This window comes from Corallococcus sp. EGB, from assembly GCF_019968905.1.
Taxonomy (GTDB): domain Bacteria; phylum Myxococcota; class Myxococcia; order Myxococcales; family Myxococcaceae; genus Corallococcus.
The window spans coordinates 7,319,240-7,334,424 of sequence record NZ_CP079946.1 but is presented as its reverse complement, the minus strand read 5'-3'; the positions used below and the strand labels follow the sequence as shown (position 1 = coordinate 7,334,424).

Here is a 15,185-nt window from a genome sequence, read left to right as displayed (position 1 = left end):
GAATCCAGCAGCGGACCGCTTTCGTACAGAGGAGCGGCAGGGAGGCGTCGCTTCGCTGGACGTCGCCAGGGCAATGGCCTACGAGGGGCCCCCGGGGAAACCATGGCTGGCAACGCGCAGGCGCCCTTTCACATCCTCCTCGTCGAGGACGAGCCCGTCATCCGCGAGCTGGTGCGCTCCATGTTGAGCGACGGCACGGTGGACGTGGTCTGCGCGGCCAATGGCATTGAAGGCCTGAAGCTGGCCCGGGACCGGACCTTCCACCTCATCCTGATGGACGTGGTGCTGCCGCAGCTGGACGGCGTCTCCGTGTGTCGCATCCTGAAGAGCGACCCGGCCACGGCGAAGGTGCCGCTCTACATGCTCACCGCGAAGGCGAAGAAGGCGGACGTGGAGAGCGCGACGCAGGCGGGCGCGGACGGGTACATCCACAAGCCCTTCCGCGGCGCGGAGCTGATGAACCTGGTGGAGCGGCTGCGCGCGGCCCGCTCGGCCGCGGACTGACGCTCCACCGGAGGCGCTTACGGCAGGTGCGGGTGGAGGAAGCGGGCGAGGGCGATGAGGTCGTCCCAGTCCAGCTCGCCGAACTCCAGCGCGACGCCGTCCACCTCCCGGCGGCGGATGGTGCACATGGTGACGAGCTCGCGGTCGCCCGGCAGCGGCAGGGCGATGGTGAGCGCGCGCTGCGTGTCCGCGGGGTGGGCCTGGAGGAACAGGCCGTTCATGGAGATGTCGCGAGCCTGCGCGGTCACGGTGCGGCCCGACAGGAGCACCTTGACCTGGAGCCGGGCTTCGACGCGCGGGTGGTAGCGCTCGCGCTCGTTCGGACGGGGGCCGTTGGAGGGGTTCATCATCGGGGGACTCACCTTCACGTGCGACAGGACGCGACAACTCTGAGGCAGGTTGGAGCACTGGCAAGTTTTCGGGTTTTCGTCCGCCGTCCCGCGCCGTGGACCTGGCGCCCGCGCACGCGAGACGCCTCGCGCTGAAGCGAAGGGATGTGTCCCTGTCGTTTCAAGGAGTTGGCCCTTGGCACGGACGGTGGATGGCAGCCCCGGCGAATCCCTGCCGGAGGCACCTCTTGGAAGACCGTCGCATCCCGTCGTTGAGCATCGCCCCGTCCATCGAGCGCCAGACGCCGAAGACGGAGTTCGGCCCCACGCTGGCGCGAGCGGCGCGAGAAGTGGTGCGCACGGGCGCGGGGCTCGTGGGGGGCATGTTGCCGTCAGGCCCCATCTCCAGCGCGGTGGTGTCCTCGCTGAGCGGGACGGTGTCCGCGGCGGTGCCGGTGGAGGCGGTGTCGTCGGTGCCGGCGGCGGGCGGCGCCTCCGCGATGTCGGCGCGCGCGAGCACGGCGGGCCTGGCGGCTTCGACGGGGAAGGGCGACGCGTGGGACCTGCTGGAGGCGCAGAAGCTGATGGCCGAGGACGGCCAGAAGTTCAACGTGGCCTACCTGTCGCTCCAGAACGAGATGCAGAAGGAGAGCCGCGAGCACAACGCCATCTCCAACATCATGAAGGTCCGCCACGACTCGGCGAAGGCCGCCATCAACAACATCCGCTGAGGCGCGTTCGCGATGGCCATCGACAAGTTGGGAGCCGTGGGCGGTGCGGGGGCTTCGCCCGCGGTGGAGTCCGGAAGGGAGCGCTTCGGCAAGGTGCTGGACGGCGTGCGCGCGCCCTCGTCGCGTCCGGTGCCTGTGACCACGGAGGGGCCGCCGAAGCCGGTGCGCACGCCCACCGAAGCCCCCGCGGGCACCTCGCGGGCGGAGGGCGTGGAGCGGGCGAAGGCGGGCTGCGCGGAGGTGAAGCCGGGCGCGCGCGTGGATTCGGTCCAGGCGGCGCGCAGCCAGCAGGCGGTGGAGATGTTGGACCGGGTGGGGCAGGCGCAGCAGCGGCTGGACCACATCCTGAAGCTCGCCGAGTCCGGCCGCACGTTCAGTCCCTCGGAGTTGCTCTCGCTCCAGGCCCACGTCTACCGCGCCAGTCAGGAGCTCGATCTCGCCGGCAAGGTCGTCGAGAAGGCCACCGGCGGCGTCAAGCAGGTCCTCCAGACCCAGGTGTGAGGAGTCCTTCGTTCCATGCGTTCCGCTCCCCTTCGTTGTCTCTGTGTCCTCCTGCTCCTGGGCGCTACCGCGTGCCGGGAGCGCATCCAGCACGGCCTCGACGAGCGTCAGGCCAACGAGCTGCAGACGGTGCTCGTCGAGCGGGGGCTCGACGCGCGCAAGGTGCCCGAGCCGGGCAAGAAACCCACCTGGGCCATCGAGGTGGCCGACGCGCAGTCCTCGGACGCGGTGCGCATCCTGTCGGAGCTGGGGCTGCCCCGGCTCGCCGCGGAGGCGGGCTGCGACGTGTTTGGCGGAAGCGGGCTCGTGCGCTCGCCGCTGGAGGAGCAGGTCTGCCGCGTCCGGGGCATGGAGCGCGAGCTGGAGAAGACGCTCCAGACGGTGGACGGCGTGCTGCTGGCGCGCGTGCACCTGGTGGTTCCTCCTCCTCCGAGGCCGGGGCAGGCCCCCACGCCTTCGAAGGCCTCGGCCATGCTTCGCACGGCGCCCGGCCAAGCGGCGCGCGTGCGCAAGTCGGCGGACACGTTGCGCGAGCTCCTCGCGGGAGGCGTGGAGGGGCTGTCACCGGAGGCGGTGTCGCTGCTGGTGGACGAGGTGACGACGCACGTGGAGACACCCTCGCCCAGGGGCGGGCCCGTCCCTCTGCGGTTGCGCGTCCTGCTCGCCCTGTTGGGAGTGCTGGTGACGGGGCTGTCCGGGGCGCTCGTCTGGACGACGCTGCGCTGGCGGCACTACCAGGCCCTGGCGCAGCAGCCTCCCGCGGCGCCGCCCGCGCCGCCCACCCCCGCGCGTCCGGTGGTGACGCCGGGCCCCTCGCGCAAGCTGGCCTGAGCACGCCATGGGTGCCATGGAAACCACACGCGTGGGACGGGCGCTGCGCATGGCCCGGAAGCTCCTGCCCGCGAAGAAGGAAGTGCCGAGGGCCACGGTGGCGGACGTCACGCTGCCTGCGTTGTCCCTGCCCCTGGAGCGCATCGCGCTGGTCGTCTGCGTGCTGGCGAAGGAGCGTGCCGCGGAGCTGCTGGGAGGACTGGTGGATGCCGAAGCCGGAAGGGCGCTGCGCCATCTGGAGCGCCTCGCCGCCATGCCCTCCGCGCAGCGGCAGGCCAAGGTGGCGGTGGAGTTCGGCGAGCGAGCGGACGCCGCGAACAGGCTGGCGCTCTTCCTGGAGGCGGCTCCCGAAGCCCTGCGACAGGAAGCCCTTCGAGGCCTTCCGCCGTACCACCGCAGCCGTTTTCCCCAGTGGGAAGAGGCCGCACCGCGAACAGACGCCGCGCCGGCCCTGACCGCCCTGGCGGAGCGGCGCATCCGTGAGGCCCTGCGCTGAACGGGTCCTTCCGTGGAGAGGCATCCCGAACCGGGAACACGGCATCCCGATGACGGACCTCCACCTCCAGCCAACCCCCTGATTCCACGAGGCGCCCCCCTGGCCATGGCCGTGCACAGGGGGCGTGTGCCCATCGCCGTCCCGGAGCCCCGGATGCAAACGAATCCCGTCAGGTCCCCCAGCGCCTCGAAGAAGCCCACGCGGCCCTTCCGCCCGGGAGCGCGCCGGCTGACGCGCGCCCACCTGGTGCTGGGACAGAGGCCTCAGGTGGGACGATGGGGCGCGGAGCTCCTGCGCGATGTAGGCGCGGCGCTGGCGCGGGACCTGGGCGCGGCGGTCGAGGTGGAGGGGCACCTGGTGCAGGCGGCGGTCCAGCCGGAGCGCGAGCTGGCGGTGGGAATGGTGTTCGCGCTGGTGGAGCTGTCGGCGGTCGGGGGCACCGCCATCGTGGAACTGGAGGTCCCGCTGGTCTTCGCGGCGCTGGCGAGGCTGGCGGGGACGGGACTGCGTCCGGCTCCCGTGACGGAGCTGACCCGGCTGGAAGAGTCCACGCTGGTGTACCTGCTGCTCTCCGCCCTGGCCGCGATGCGCGGGCAAGGCGAATGGGTGCGAAGGCTGGGGCCTCGTTTGTCCGCGGTGTCGATGCGGCGCGGTGACGTGCTGACGCGAGTCGACCCGGGCCAGCCCTATGTGGCCGTGCTGCTGACGGCAACGGTGGAGGGCGCGACGGTGGGTGGCCGGGTGCTGCTGCCCGCCCGTGCCGTGCAGACCGCGTTTCAGGAACTGCCCGTGGAGTCAGGAGGTGTCATCGCGTCCCAGGTGCTGGCCGCATCGATCCCCGCGCGGTGCCTCGTGGGACGCAGTCCGTTGCAGGCCGCGGCCGTGGACGCGCTGTCCGCTGGAGACGTCGTGCTCTTCGAGGACGTGCGTCTCCGGGACGGCCGGGTGGAGGGCCCGGGGCGGTTGATCACCCGCGGCTTCGCGCTCCGGGGCGAGTTTCGCATGGAAGGTTTTTCGACAGGGAGCGTGTACTCGCACGCGGCCCGACTGGAGTCGGACATGGTGGCGACGAACAAGCGGAGCGAGGCGATGCCGCCGCTCCCGGTGGATGTGGAGATCGAGCTGACGCGGTTGCAGCTGCCCCTGTCGGAGCTGGCAACGCTGAAGCCGGGCACGTTGCTGCCCCTGCACGTGAACGCGAGCAGCCCCGTGCTGCTGCGCGTGGGGGACCGCGTGGTCGCGCGTGCGGAGTTGGTGGAGATCGAAGGCGAAGTGGGCGCCCGCATCCTGGCGTTGCTGCCGTGAGCACCCCCGTGAACACGTGGCTGTCCTCGTTCTCTCCACGCGGCAGGCTGCTGCTCGCGTCGGCCTTGTTGCTGGGCCTGGCGACACTCGCGCCTTTGGGAGGACTGTCGCTGGTGAGCACCTCTCGCCTGTTGGTGGGTTCGATGGCGTTGGCGGGTCTGGGCTGGGTGCTGCTCCGCAAGGGAGGCGTCGCTGGGAATGGCGATGCGGCAGTCGCGGAGCCCCTGAGCATCGTCGCGCGGACGGGGCTCTCACCGCGTTGCGGGCTCGCGCTCGTGGAGGCGGATGGGCGGCGGTACCTCGTGGCCTACGGCGACACCTTCGCGGAGATCCATGAGCCCCGGGCCGTGGCGGTTCCTCCTGACGCATCCTCCCGGCAGGCGGTGAAGCCTCGGACGGACCTGGAGCCGACGGTGCTCTTCCCCCGCACGCGACAGCGCCGGATGACGTGTGATGCTTCCCGGAAGCGGGGTGGGGGATGAAGGTGCTCGGATTGGGATGTGGCGTGTTCCTGCCCGCGCTGGCATTCGCCTCGGAGCCGTCCCTGGCGCAGGCCTCATATGCCGGCAGCCCGCTGGCGATGATGGGGATGCTCGCGCTCCTGTCGCTGCTGCCGTTCGCGGTGCTGATGCTGACGAGCTTCTCGAAGATCGCCGTGGTGCTCTCCCTGGCCCGCTCGGCGATGGGCACGCAGCAGGCACCGCCGACGCTGGTGCTCACCGGGCTCGCGGTGGTGCTGACGGGGCACATCATGGCGCCGGTGATGGAGCGCATGTACGACGCGGGCCAGGCGGCCTACGACGAGGTGCACTCCGGAGCGCAGGTCCTCTCCGCCGCGAAGCAGGTGACGGATCCCCTGCGAGCCTTCCTCATGAAGCACGGCAGCCCGGAGGAGCGGGCTCGCTTCGTGGACCTGGCCCGCGAGCTGCGTCCGCCGGAGGAGTCCGAACAGGTGCAGGAGACGGACCTGTTCGTCGTCATCCCGGCCTTCGTCATCACCGAGCTGAAGGAGGCCTTCCAGATTGGCTTCATCGTCTTCCTGCCGTTCCTGGTGCTCGACATGGTCATCGCCAATGTGTTGCTCGCGTTGGGGATGCAGACGCTGTCGCCGGGGCAGGTGAGCCTTCCCTTCAAGATCCTCCTCTTCGTCGCCGTGGATGGCTGGGCCCTGCTCGCGCGGGGACTCATCCTCGGCTACCGGTGACGCCATGACCCAGGACGTCCTGCTCACCCTGGGGCGTGAAGCCCTGCTGTTGATGGTGCTCGCCTCGTTGCCGCCCATTGGCGCCAGCCTGCTCGTGGGCTTCCTGATGAGCCTCTTCCAGGCGACGACCCAGCTGCAGGAGAGCACGCTGTCGGTGGTGCCCAAGCTGTGCGCGGCGGTGCTGTCCCTGGTGTTCGCGGGGCCGTGGATCGCCGGACAGCTCACACGCTTCACCCAACAGCTGCTCATGCTCATCGCGGAGGTCGCGCTGTGAACCCGGAGGTCTTGGGTGAACAACTCCTCGAACTGGGACCGCACATGGTCGCGGCGGCGCTGTGCGCGGCGCGGCTCCTGCCCATCGCGTTCCTCTGTCCGTTGCTGGGAGGACAGGCCGCGCCGACGACGGTCAGGCTGGGGCTGGTGTTCGCGCTGTCGCTCTTCCTGCACATCGAAGCGGGCGTGGAGTTCAGCGGAACGGTGGAGACGCCCGTGGTGATGGCGGTGCTCGTGGTGCGAGAGCTGGCCTACGGCGTCTCCGTGGGGCTCGTGTCCGCGCTGCCCTTCGACGCGGCGAGGATGGGAGGCCGCTTCATCGACCTGTTCCGGGGGACCTCCGCGGAGGCGAGTCTGCCGCTGGCGGGGAGCCGCGAGTCGGCCACGGGGGACGCGCTCTACCACCTGCTGGTGGCGAGGGTGGTGTCGGGAGCGCTCTTCCCCGTGGTTCTCTCCGCCCTGCTGAGCGGCTTCGGAGTGGTGCGGCTGGGGGCCTTCGTGCCCACGGAAGCCTCGGCGCTGCATGTCGTGGTGATGGTGGGCGGCGCGATGGCCACGGGGCTCGCGGTGGGGGCCCCGGTGGCGGCCGCGGCGCTCGCGGTGGATGGCTTCCTGGGCATGGCCTCGAGGGCCGCGTCGGCGGCGAACCTCCAGGAGATGGGGGCTCCGCTGAGAATCCTCGGGGGCGGCGCGCTGCTGTGGCTGGGCGTGGGGCTGCTGTGTGAGCGGCTGCTCGCGGGCGTGGCTTCGACGGAGGGGGCGCTGGCACTGCTGGGCGAGGCCTCGCGATGAGCGGCGAGAAGACGGAACAGCCCACCGCGAAACGGCTGCGCGAGGCCCGGCGCAAGGGCCAGCTTCCTCGAAGCCGGATGTTCTCCTCCAGCGCGACGACCTTGGGTGGGCTGCTCGGCTTCATCGCGTTCGCGCCCGAGGGCTTCGTCAGGCTGAAGGACTGGGCCGCGAGGTTGATGCTGGAACAGACCTTCGCGGGAGCATGGGAGGAGGGCGCCTGGGTCGCGGCCCGGCTGTGCGGGCCTGCCTTGGGAGGCGCCTTCGTCGCATCCCTGGCGGTCTCCGTGGCCACCGTGGGTTTCGAATGGGATGCCAGCCATGCCGCGCCGAAATTCGAGCGCATCAATCCCATCTCGGGCCTCAAACGCCTCTTCAGCGTCCGGCCGCTGGTCGAGCTGGGCAAGGCGCTGCTCGTGGCGGCACTGCTGGCCCTCATCGTCTGGAACGAGGTGGAGGAGGTGGGGCCCGATGCCCTGCGGACCGCGTGGCTGGAGGGAGCCCGGGGCCTGGACTTCCTCGTCGGCCGTCTGGCTGCGCTGGTGACTCGCCTGGGGTGGGTGGTGCTGGGGTGCGGCGCCGTGGACTACGCGCTCGCGTGGCGCAGGCACCGGCACGAGCTGATGATGACCCGCGAAGAGATCAAACGGGAGCACAAGGAGAGCGAGGGCGACCCGCGTCACAAGGGACAACGGCGGGCCCTGCATCGCCAACTGGCGCAGGGTGGTCCGGCACGTGGAGTGCAGAAGGCCACCGCCGTGATCGTCAACCCCACGCACATCGCGGTCGCGCTCCGCTACGACGCGGGCGAATGCGACGCGCCCTACCTCGTGGCCAAGGGCCGTGAACAGGACGCGCTCGTGCTCAAGGAGGAAGCGCGCCGGCAGGGCATCCCCGTGGTCCGGGACGTGCCGCTGGCCCGCAGCCTCATCCACTTCGACGTCGGAGAGTCCATCCCCGAGGAGCTGTACCAGGCGGCCGCGGTCGTGTTGCGGACCGCGATGGAGCTTCGCGAGCCGGACGACCGTCCACGGAGACAGACGTGATGCCCCCCTTCCTGAAGGTCTCGCTGAAGGCCCGCCAATCCTCCCAGGTCGTCCTCGCCGTGGCGATGGCGGCGGTGCTGGGCGCACTCATCATCCCGCTGCCCGCGTGGCTCCTTGACGTGGGGCTCGCGGTGAATCTGGCCGCGGCGGTGGCGCTGCTGGTCGCGGCGCTGAACGCGAAGGACGCGCTGCGGGTGACGTCGTTCCCCACCTTGCTGCTCTTCACCACGCTGTTCCGGCTGTCGCTCAACGTGTCGTCCACGCGGCTGGCCCTCTCCGAAGGCCATGCGGGCGAGGTCATCCAGTCCTTCGGCGAGTTCGTGGTGCGGGGCGACTACGTGGTGGGCGCGGTGGTGTTCGCCATCCTGACGCTCGTGCAGTTGCTGGTGGTGACCAAGGGCGCGGAGCGGGTCGCGGAGGTGTCCGCCCGCTTCACGCTGGACGCCATGCCCGGCAAGCAGATGTCCATCGACGCGGACCTGCGCGCGGGCGCCATCGACCAGACGATGGCCCGGCGGCGCAGGCGCGACCTGGAGCGCGAGTCGCAGATGTTCGGCGCCATGGACGGCGCGATGAAGTTCGTGAAGGGCGATGTCATCGCGGGCCTCGTCATCGTCGCGGTGAACCTGCTGGGCGGCACCCTCATTGGCGTGTTGCAGAACGGGCAGTCGTTCTCAGAAGCCGCCGCCACCTTCGCCCTCATCGCCATCGGCGACGGGCTCGTGTCCCAGGTGCCCTCGCTGTGCATCGCGGTGGCTGCGGGGCTTGTCGTCACGCGGGTGGCGGCGGAGAAGGAGGAGGACTCGCTCGGGACGGAGATCGGCTCCCAGTTCTTCGGCGACTACCGCACGCTGACCACCGTCGCGGGCCTGTGTGTCGCGCTGGCCCTGATGCCGGGCATGCCGCACCTGACGTTCCTCGCGCTGGCCGCGGGGCTCGGAGGGCTCGGGTATGCGCTGCGGGGCAAGGGCCAGGCGCCGGAGAAGGCCCCGGCGAAGGACGGGGCCTCCCCGGAAGCCGCGGCGCCCGCTGGAGCCGCGGGCAAGCCTCCGGAGAGCGCGAAGGCGCCGGTCGGGGTGACGCCGCTCACGCTCGACCTGTCCGCGCAGCTGACGCCGTTGGCGGAGGCGGACGGAGGCGCCTTCGTGCACACGGTGCTGAACACGGTGCGCGACGAGCTGTTCTTCGAACTGGGCGTGCGCATCCCGGGCATCCGGGTGCGGACCCACGCGGCCTACCTGGGCGCGGGGGAGTACCGCATCCTCCTGGATGAAGTGCCCGCAGGTGGCGGCGTGGTGCAGCCCGGGGCCCTGTACGCGCTCGTTCCTCCCGGCGAGCTGGCCTTCCTGGAGGTCCAGGCGGAGGCGGCGGTGGAGCCCGCCAGCGGGCGGCCCATCAGCCGCGTGGGAGAGGGGGCCCGCTCCCGGCTGGAGCTGGCCCAGGTGCCGCTGCGCAAGCCGTCGGAGCTCATCGCGGAGCACCTGCGGGTCGTGCTGCGCCTGCGTGCCTCCGCGCTGCTGGGACTCCAGGAGGTGCAGGGACTGCTGGAAGGACTGGAGGCCCAGTGGCCCGTGCTGGTGAAGGAAGCGCTGCAGAAGGTGCCGCTGCCGCTGCTGGTGGACGTGCTGCGGCGGCTCGTGCAGGAGCAGGTGAGCATCCGCGACCTGCGCGCCATCCTGGAGGCGCTCGTGGCGCCCACCACCGAAGGCGACGCGGCGGCCCTGGCCGAGCGCTGCCGTCAGGCCTTGCACCGCTACCTGAGCCACCAGTTCGCACCCACGGGCCCGCTGTACGCATACCTCGTGGATCCGGAGGTGGAGGACGTGCTGCGCGCCAGCGGTCCGCGGGGGGCCGCGCCAGAGCCGGAGCGCATCCTGGAGATATTGGAAGGAGTGCGGCAGATCGCCAGCGGGGGCCGGGCGGTGCTGCTCGCGGCCCCGGACATCCGCCGCCCGCTGCGCAAGCTGTGCGAGGGCCCGTTCCCGGACGTGGCGGTGCTCACCTACGGCGAGCTGGACGGGGACCTGCAGATTCGCCCCATTGGCCGGCTTTCGCCGGTCGCCGTGGGGCGGTGAGGCCTAGAGGGTGCCGGTGCCGCTGCTGCCCTTGAACTCGGAGGAGGGCGGCAGGTCTGACTGGGCCTGCAGCGGCGCGGGGCGGTTGACCCGGTCGCGCAGCTCCTTGCCCGTGCGGAAGAGCAGGCCGCGCTTGGGCTTCACCGGGATGACCTGGCCCGTCTTCGGATTGCGGCCCTGGTAGCCCTGGTAGTTCTTCACGTGGAAGGCGCCAAGCCCGCGAATCTCGATGTTCTCCCCGCGGCAGAGGGCGTCCTTCATCGACTCGAAAATCGTCTCGATGGTCGCCTCCGCCTGCTTCTGGGTCACGCCTCGTTTGGCGACGAGGATGTTGATCAGATCGGACTTGAGCATCGGACGCTCCCGCAAACCCCGTGACCCCTTGGTGACAGGGCTCTCTGGCCCGTGGTCGAGACCCGAATACATAACAGAACACCTCCTCCTTGCAAGCCGGGTAGGCTCCCAACCCTCTAAAAACGTTACGGATTTCCGCTGCTGGCCGCTGCCTTGGGGGCCTCGGGAGCGGGCGGGGCGAGCAGCCCCGGACGCAGGGGCGTCACCAGGTCCAACCAGCGGGTGCGGCGAAGCAGGTCGACCCCGGCACGGTCGGCCGCCTGGAACAGGGGTTCGAATTGTTCGAAGCCCGGGGCCTTGGGGCCGGTCCAGGTCTCGGGGCCGCCGGTGATCATCACCCCGTGCACGGCGAGCGTGGTGTCGGCGAGGGTGATGTCGGCGGGGTCCCTCGCCGGGAGCAGGCCTCCCCGGCGTGCCCGCTCCAGCAGGCGGGCTTCCACCATCCGGTCCACCACCTCGTGGACCAGTGACTCCGGCACGCGCAGCCGCGTGGCCAGCTCCCGGGGCAGGGGCGGGGTGCGGCCATCCACCCAGCACAGGGTGACGTCCTGCGCGACGCGCGCGGCCACCAGCTCGTGCGCGCGCGGGTGGGTGCCGAAGGCGAACAGGGAGTCGCGGAAGGAGACGTGCTCCACGGCGTAGGACAGCCGGGCGCCGAACAGCATCACCAGCCAGCTCACGTACACCCAGGCGAGGAACAGGGGCAGGGCGCCCAGCGACGCGTAGAGCGGGTTGTAGAGGAAGCTGCGCGCGGCGAACTCCGCGTACACCTGCTTCGCCAGCATCCACCCCAGCCCGGCCACCAGTCCGCCCGCCAGCGCCGAGCGCACGCGCACGTGGGCGTAGGGCGTCCAGAGGTACAACAGCGTCAGGCTGCCCATGGCGATGAGCGTGGTGCCCACGGCGATGAACAGCGGCGCGGAGGGCGCGTAGGTCTGCAGGAACACGCGGACCCGGCCCGTACCGGAGAAGGAGATGGCCAGGAAGATGGGCCCCAGCAGCAGCAGGCCCGCGTAGATGGCCAGCCGCGTGAGCCACGGGCGCTGGCGCCGGATGCCCCACAGCTCGTTCACCGCGCCATCGATGTGGCGCAGCAGCGAGCCCGCTGACAGCAGCACCGCGAGGAAGCCCACGCTGCCCACCGCGATGGAGTCGCCCGGGTGCAGGAACCGGTCGAGCAGGGCGGCGGACTCCTCGCTGACCCCTGGCGCCAGCACCTCGGAGATGACGAAGCGCAGCTTCCGCTGGAACTGCTCCTGGTGGAGCGTGCGCAGGAGCACGATGCCCACGGTCAGCAGCGGCACCAGCGAGAACATGCTGATGTACGTGAGGGCCGCGGCGCGCAGGCGGAGGTTCTCGCCCATGAAGCCGCGTGCCACGGTGCGCCCCGCGATGAAGATGTCCGCCGCGAAGCGGCCGCCCGACGTGGCCCCGATGGGCGCCCACGCACGGGCCGCTGTCTGGAGCGCCCAGGCCCGCGCCCGCAGCAGCGACCGCCGGGCGCGCCAGGACAGCTTCCGGGCCGTTGTCACGGCCTCCTCCCGGTGTGCTTCGCCCCCGGTGTCGCCAGGTCGCGGGAGTCCAGGAGCGTGCGAAGGCGCGGAGGCGAGCGGTTCATCCCAGGCGATTCAAATGGCCGGGACGTGGACGACGACACCCCCCGGTGTGGAAGTGCCACCGTAGCCAAACCCTGCCCCGGGGAACCAGCCCTCCCCACCCTCCCGAACGGACGTTGTCAGTCCATGTACGGGCCTCGTCCGCCTGGCTGCTCACCATGCGGGAGGACATGCCCGGCCACGCCGCCGAAGCCAGCGATGCCTTCTCCCGCAGGAGGGACGCGGAGGCCCGACAGGTCGTCGCGCACCGACGCACGCTGGATGAAAGCCGCTGCGCCAGCGCGCCCGATAGCGCGCCCCAATGCAGAAGGCCCGGCGGGGTCGCACCCACCGGGCCTTCGCTGTCACTCACGGACCGGGCTCATGGGGCCCGGTGCCGCGCAAGGGCTCAGCCTTCGCCGCCCCCTCCGGACGGCTCCGACGAGGAGCCGCCGCCGGACGCCGCGGGAGGCGTGCCGCCGCCATTGCCGCCGTTGTGGCCACCGCCGGAACCGCCGCCGCGCTCACCTCGCTCCCCGCGCTCGCCGCCGCGGTTCTCACCGCCGCCGCCGCGCTCACCGCTCCGGCCCTCGCCGCCGCGACGCTCACGGTCGCCACCGCGGTTGCGGTCACCGCCGCGCTCGGGACGCCGGCCCTCGCGACGGTCTCCACCGCCGCGCTCGCCACCGCGTTCCCCGCCGCGCTCGCCGCCACGGCCCTCGGCGCCGCCGCGGTTCTCACCGCCGCCGCGCTCACCCCGGTCGCGGTCCCGGCCACCGCCACGGCGGCCCTGGTCCTGACGGCCGCCGTAGTTGTTCTCCGGGCGGCGCTGCTGCATCGCCAGCTCGCCGTCGCCGGAGCCCGGCGACGAGGCCACCTTGTGCTCGGGGCCCGTGGCCGACCGGCCGTAGATGTCGTACTGCTCGCGGTGGTAGTTCTGCTGCGCCTTCACCTGGATGGACTTGTTGTAGCGGTCCATCAGGTGCCGCAGCTCGTTGCGCTCCTCACCCTGGAGCAGCCGCGCGACCTCCGCGTTGCAGTTGATGACCAGCGTGGAGTCCTTGTAGCCCGGCGCCTCGCGGCGGATCTCCCGGAAGATTTCGTACGCCACCGTGGTGGCCGTCTTCACGAAGCCCTTGCCGTCGCAGTACGGGCAGTCCTCGTGCAGCACGCGGCCAATGGACTCGCGCACGCGCTTGCGCGTCATCTCCACCAGGCCCAGCTCGGAGATGCGCAGCACGTTCGTCTTGGCCTTGTCCCGGCCCAGCGCCTCCTGCAGCGACTTGAAGACCTTGTCGCGGTTCTGCGCCTTCTCCATGTCGATGAAGTCGCAGATGATGATGCCGCCGATGTTGCGCAGCCGGAGCTGGTAGACGATCTCCTTGGCCGCCTCGACGTTGATCTTGGTGATGGTCTCCTCGAGGCTCTTCTTGCCGACGTAGCGCCCCGAGTTGACGTCGATGGCGGTGAGCGCCTCCGCCTGGTCGATGATGAGGTAGCCGCCGCTCTTCAGCCACACCTTGCGCTGGGTGGCGCGCTGCAGCTCCTGCTCAATCCCGTAGGCGTCGAAGACGGGCTCGTCGCTCTCGTGCAGCACCACGCGGTCGCGCAGCGCCGGGTCCTGCGCGGTGACGAAGCCCTGGATGCGCTCGTACTCCTCCGCGTCGTCCACGACGAGCTTCTCCACGTCGTGGGCGAACAGGTCGCGCGTGGCGCGCAGGATGAGGTCCAGGTCCGGGTGCAGCAGGCCCGGGCCGCCGCGCTTCTCGTTGCGGCGCACCACCTGGTTCCACACCTCGATGAGGAACCGGATGTCGCTCTCCAGCTTCTCCTGGGGAACGTTCTCCGCCACCGTGCGCACGATGAAGCCCGTGCCGGGCGGACGCAGCCGGTCCACGATTTCGCGCAGCCGGCGGCGCTCCTTCTCATTGGAGATGCGGCGGCTGATGCCCACGTGGTCCACCGTGGGCATGAACACCAGGTGACGGCCCGGGATGGAGATGTGCGAGGTGAGCCGCGCGCCCTTCGTGCCGATGGGGTCCTTCGAAATCTGGACCACCACCTCCTGGCCCACCTTCAGCAGGTCTTCAATCTTGTCCGTCTTGCGCTGCTTGGGCTTCTCCTTCTCCTCGTCGCGCTTCTCGCGGCGGGGCTGCTCCTGGCGGCGCTTGTCCTTGTCCTTCTCACGGCCCTCGCGGTTGCGCGGCTCGCGAGCCTCCCGGGCCTCGCGCGGCGTGCGGCGCTCGCCGGACACCTCGGCGGGACGCGCGGACTCGGCGGCGGGGGAGGGGATGAGCTCACCCAGGACGGCCGCGTGCGGCGGCGGCTCGGCGGCGCTGCCCTCCGTCGCGGGCGCCACGCCGGACTCGGCGAGGGCGGCGGCGGTGGCGCTCTCCGCGGGCGTCTCCTGCACCACCGCCGGGGACTCCACCGGCGGCGAGCCGTTCACCGGCAGCGGCACCGCCACGGCGGCGGTGGACACCTCGACCGCGGTCTCCCGCAGGGCCCCTTCGGCCGGGGTCTCCGCGACGACGGACACGGCCGCCGCGTGCGCCGCCACCTCGGCGGCCTCGGATGAAGCCTGGGCCTCCACCGGGGCCGCGACGGCCTCCGGCGCCGGCGTCACGGCCTCGGGCGCCGCTTCCGGGGACTCCACCGGAGCGGAGGCCTGGGCCTGGACGTCCAGGGCCAGCGCCCCGTCGTGGGCCAGCACGGGCTCCGGCCGCGCCTGGGGAGCCTCCGCGCCAGCGGGCAGGGCGTGCGTGGCGTCCGGAGACGCGGCGGCGGCCTCGACCGCATCGGCCTCGGACTCGGTGGGGACGTCCGGGGCGTCCTCGTGCTCGCCCTCGGTCAGCTCGAACTGCGCGCGGGCGAAGTCCGGGTCGTAGACGACGTCGCTGACATACAGGAAGGCGGCCTTCTCCAACCCGATGTCGACAAAGGCCGCCTGCATGCCCGGGAGCACCCGGACGACGCGGCCCTTGTAGATGTTCCCGACGACGCCCTTGTCCTTCTTACGCTCGAGGTAGAACTCCGCGATATGGCCGCCCTCGACGAGCGCCACCCGGGTCTCCCGACCCGCGGCGTTGATGACGAGCACACTGCTCATGGATGAATCCTGGAAGCGCGCGCGGTAGGGGGGACCTCACCGG

At 71.3% G+C, this 15,185-nt stretch carries 16 protein-coding genes; 12 read left to right on the top strand and 4 right to left on the bottom strand.

The features are described 5' to 3' along the window. The first annotated feature begins 102 nt into the window (after positions 1-102). A complete protein-coding gene (locus KYK13_RS29815) occupies positions 103-504 on the top strand; it encodes a response regulator (RefSeq protein ID WP_223636526.1) in 402 nt (133 codons plus the stop codon). A 17-nt stretch (positions 505-521) separates the two neighbouring features. Here KYK13_RS29815 and KYK13_RS29810 read toward each other — a convergent pair whose 3' ends face one another. Continuing rightward, positions 522-854 (bottom strand): PilZ domain-containing protein, encoded by a 333-nt coding sequence (locus tag KYK13_RS29810; RefSeq protein ID WP_370645193.1) that lies wholly within the window; start codon positions 852-854, stop codon positions 522-524. A 227-nt stretch (positions 855-1,081) separates the two neighbouring features. On the opposite strand from KYK13_RS29810, the gene KYK13_RS29805 reads away from it, so the two are divergent. The 11 genes from KYK13_RS29805 (at position 1,082) to KYK13_RS29755 (ending at position 10,084) form a co-directional block, all read left to right on the top strand. Then, the gene (locus tag KYK13_RS29805; protein WP_370645192.1) at positions 1,082-1,564 is read left to right on the top strand and encodes a hypothetical protein; all 483 of its coding nucleotides are present in this window, start codon (positions 1,082-1,084) and stop codon (positions 1,562-1,564) included. Between the two features lie 12 nt (positions 1,565-1,576). Next, on the top strand, positions 1,577-2,065 hold the full coding sequence (locus tag KYK13_RS29800; RefSeq protein ID WP_223636520.1) for an ATP-dependent helicase HrpB: 489 nt from the start codon (positions 1,577-1,579) through the stop codon (positions 2,063-2,065). 15 nt (positions 2,066-2,080) lie between these two features. Then, positions 2,081-2,896, top strand: coding sequence for a flagellar M-ring protein FliF (locus tag KYK13_RS29795; protein WP_223636518.1), 816 nt, complete (start codon positions 2,081-2,083; stop codon positions 2,894-2,896). A gap of 16 nt (positions 2,897-2,912) precedes the next feature. After that, positions 2,913-3,392: a hypothetical protein gene (locus KYK13_RS29790; protein WP_223636515.1), complete on the top strand. Its 480-nt coding sequence runs from the start codon at positions 2,913-2,915 to the stop codon at positions 3,390-3,392. Between the two features lie 153 nt (positions 3,393-3,545). After that, entirely contained in the window at positions 3,546-4,697 is a 1,152-nt protein-coding gene (locus KYK13_RS29785) for a FliM/FliN family flagellar motor switch protein (RefSeq protein WP_223636511.1), read from the top strand. Further along, positions 4,694-5,179: a flagellar biosynthetic protein FliO gene (locus KYK13_RS29780; protein WP_223636508.1), complete on the top strand. Its 486-nt coding sequence runs from the start codon at positions 4,694-4,696 to the stop codon at positions 5,177-5,179. Before KYK13_RS29785 ends, KYK13_RS29780 begins: the two co-directional genes overlap by 4 nt. Further along, complete coding sequence (sctR, locus tag KYK13_RS29775; RefSeq protein WP_223636504.1) at positions 5,176-5,901, top strand: type III secretion system export apparatus subunit SctR; 726 nt, start codon at positions 5,176-5,178, stop codon at positions 5,899-5,901. The genes KYK13_RS29780 and sctR overlap by 4 nt, the downstream gene beginning before the upstream one ends. Positions 5,902-5,905: 4 nt before the next feature. After that, positions 5,906-6,175 (top strand): flagellar biosynthetic protein FliQ, encoded by a 270-nt coding sequence (locus KYK13_RS29770; protein WP_223636502.1) that lies wholly within the window; start codon positions 5,906-5,908, stop codon positions 6,173-6,175. Beyond that, the gene (locus tag KYK13_RS29765; RefSeq protein ID WP_370645191.1) at positions 6,172-6,966 is read left to right on the top strand and encodes an EscT/YscT/HrcT family type III secretion system export apparatus protein; all 795 of its coding nucleotides are present in this window, start codon (positions 6,172-6,174) and stop codon (positions 6,964-6,966) included. The genes KYK13_RS29770 and KYK13_RS29765 overlap by 4 nt, the downstream gene beginning before the upstream one ends. Then, a complete protein-coding gene (locus KYK13_RS29760; RefSeq protein ID WP_223636499.1) occupies positions 6,963-8,009 on the top strand; it encodes a flagellar biosynthesis protein FlhB in 1,047 nt (348 codons plus the stop codon). Before KYK13_RS29765 ends, KYK13_RS29760 begins: the two co-directional genes overlap by 4 nt. Next, positions 8,009-10,084, top strand: a complete 2,076-nt coding sequence (locus KYK13_RS29755) for a flagellar biosynthesis protein FlhA (protein ID WP_223636496.1) — start codon at positions 8,009-8,011, stop codon at positions 10,082-10,084. Before KYK13_RS29760 ends, KYK13_RS29755 begins: the two co-directional genes overlap by 1 nt. A 3-nt stretch (positions 10,085-10,087) precedes the next feature. On the opposite strand, the gene KYK13_RS29750 is transcribed toward KYK13_RS29755, so the two are convergent. The 3 genes from KYK13_RS29750 to KYK13_RS29740 form a co-directional block, all read right to left on the bottom strand. Further along, positions 10,088-10,438, bottom strand: a complete 351-nt coding sequence (locus KYK13_RS29750) for an HU family DNA-binding protein (RefSeq protein WP_043321998.1) — start codon at positions 10,436-10,438, stop codon at positions 10,088-10,090. A gap of 125 nt (positions 10,439-10,563) precedes the next feature. Then, the gene (locus KYK13_RS29745; protein ID WP_370645449.1) at positions 10,564-11,952 is read right to left on the bottom strand and encodes a YhjD/YihY/BrkB family envelope integrity protein; all 1,389 of its coding nucleotides are present in this window, start codon (positions 11,950-11,952) and stop codon (positions 10,564-10,566) included. Positions 11,953-12,442: 490 nt separating this feature from the next. Next, positions 12,443-15,142, bottom strand: coding sequence for an Rne/Rng family ribonuclease (locus tag KYK13_RS29740; protein ID WP_223636493.1), 2,700 nt, complete (start codon positions 15,140-15,142; stop codon positions 12,443-12,445). Between the last annotated feature and the right edge of the window lie 43 nt (positions 15,143-15,185).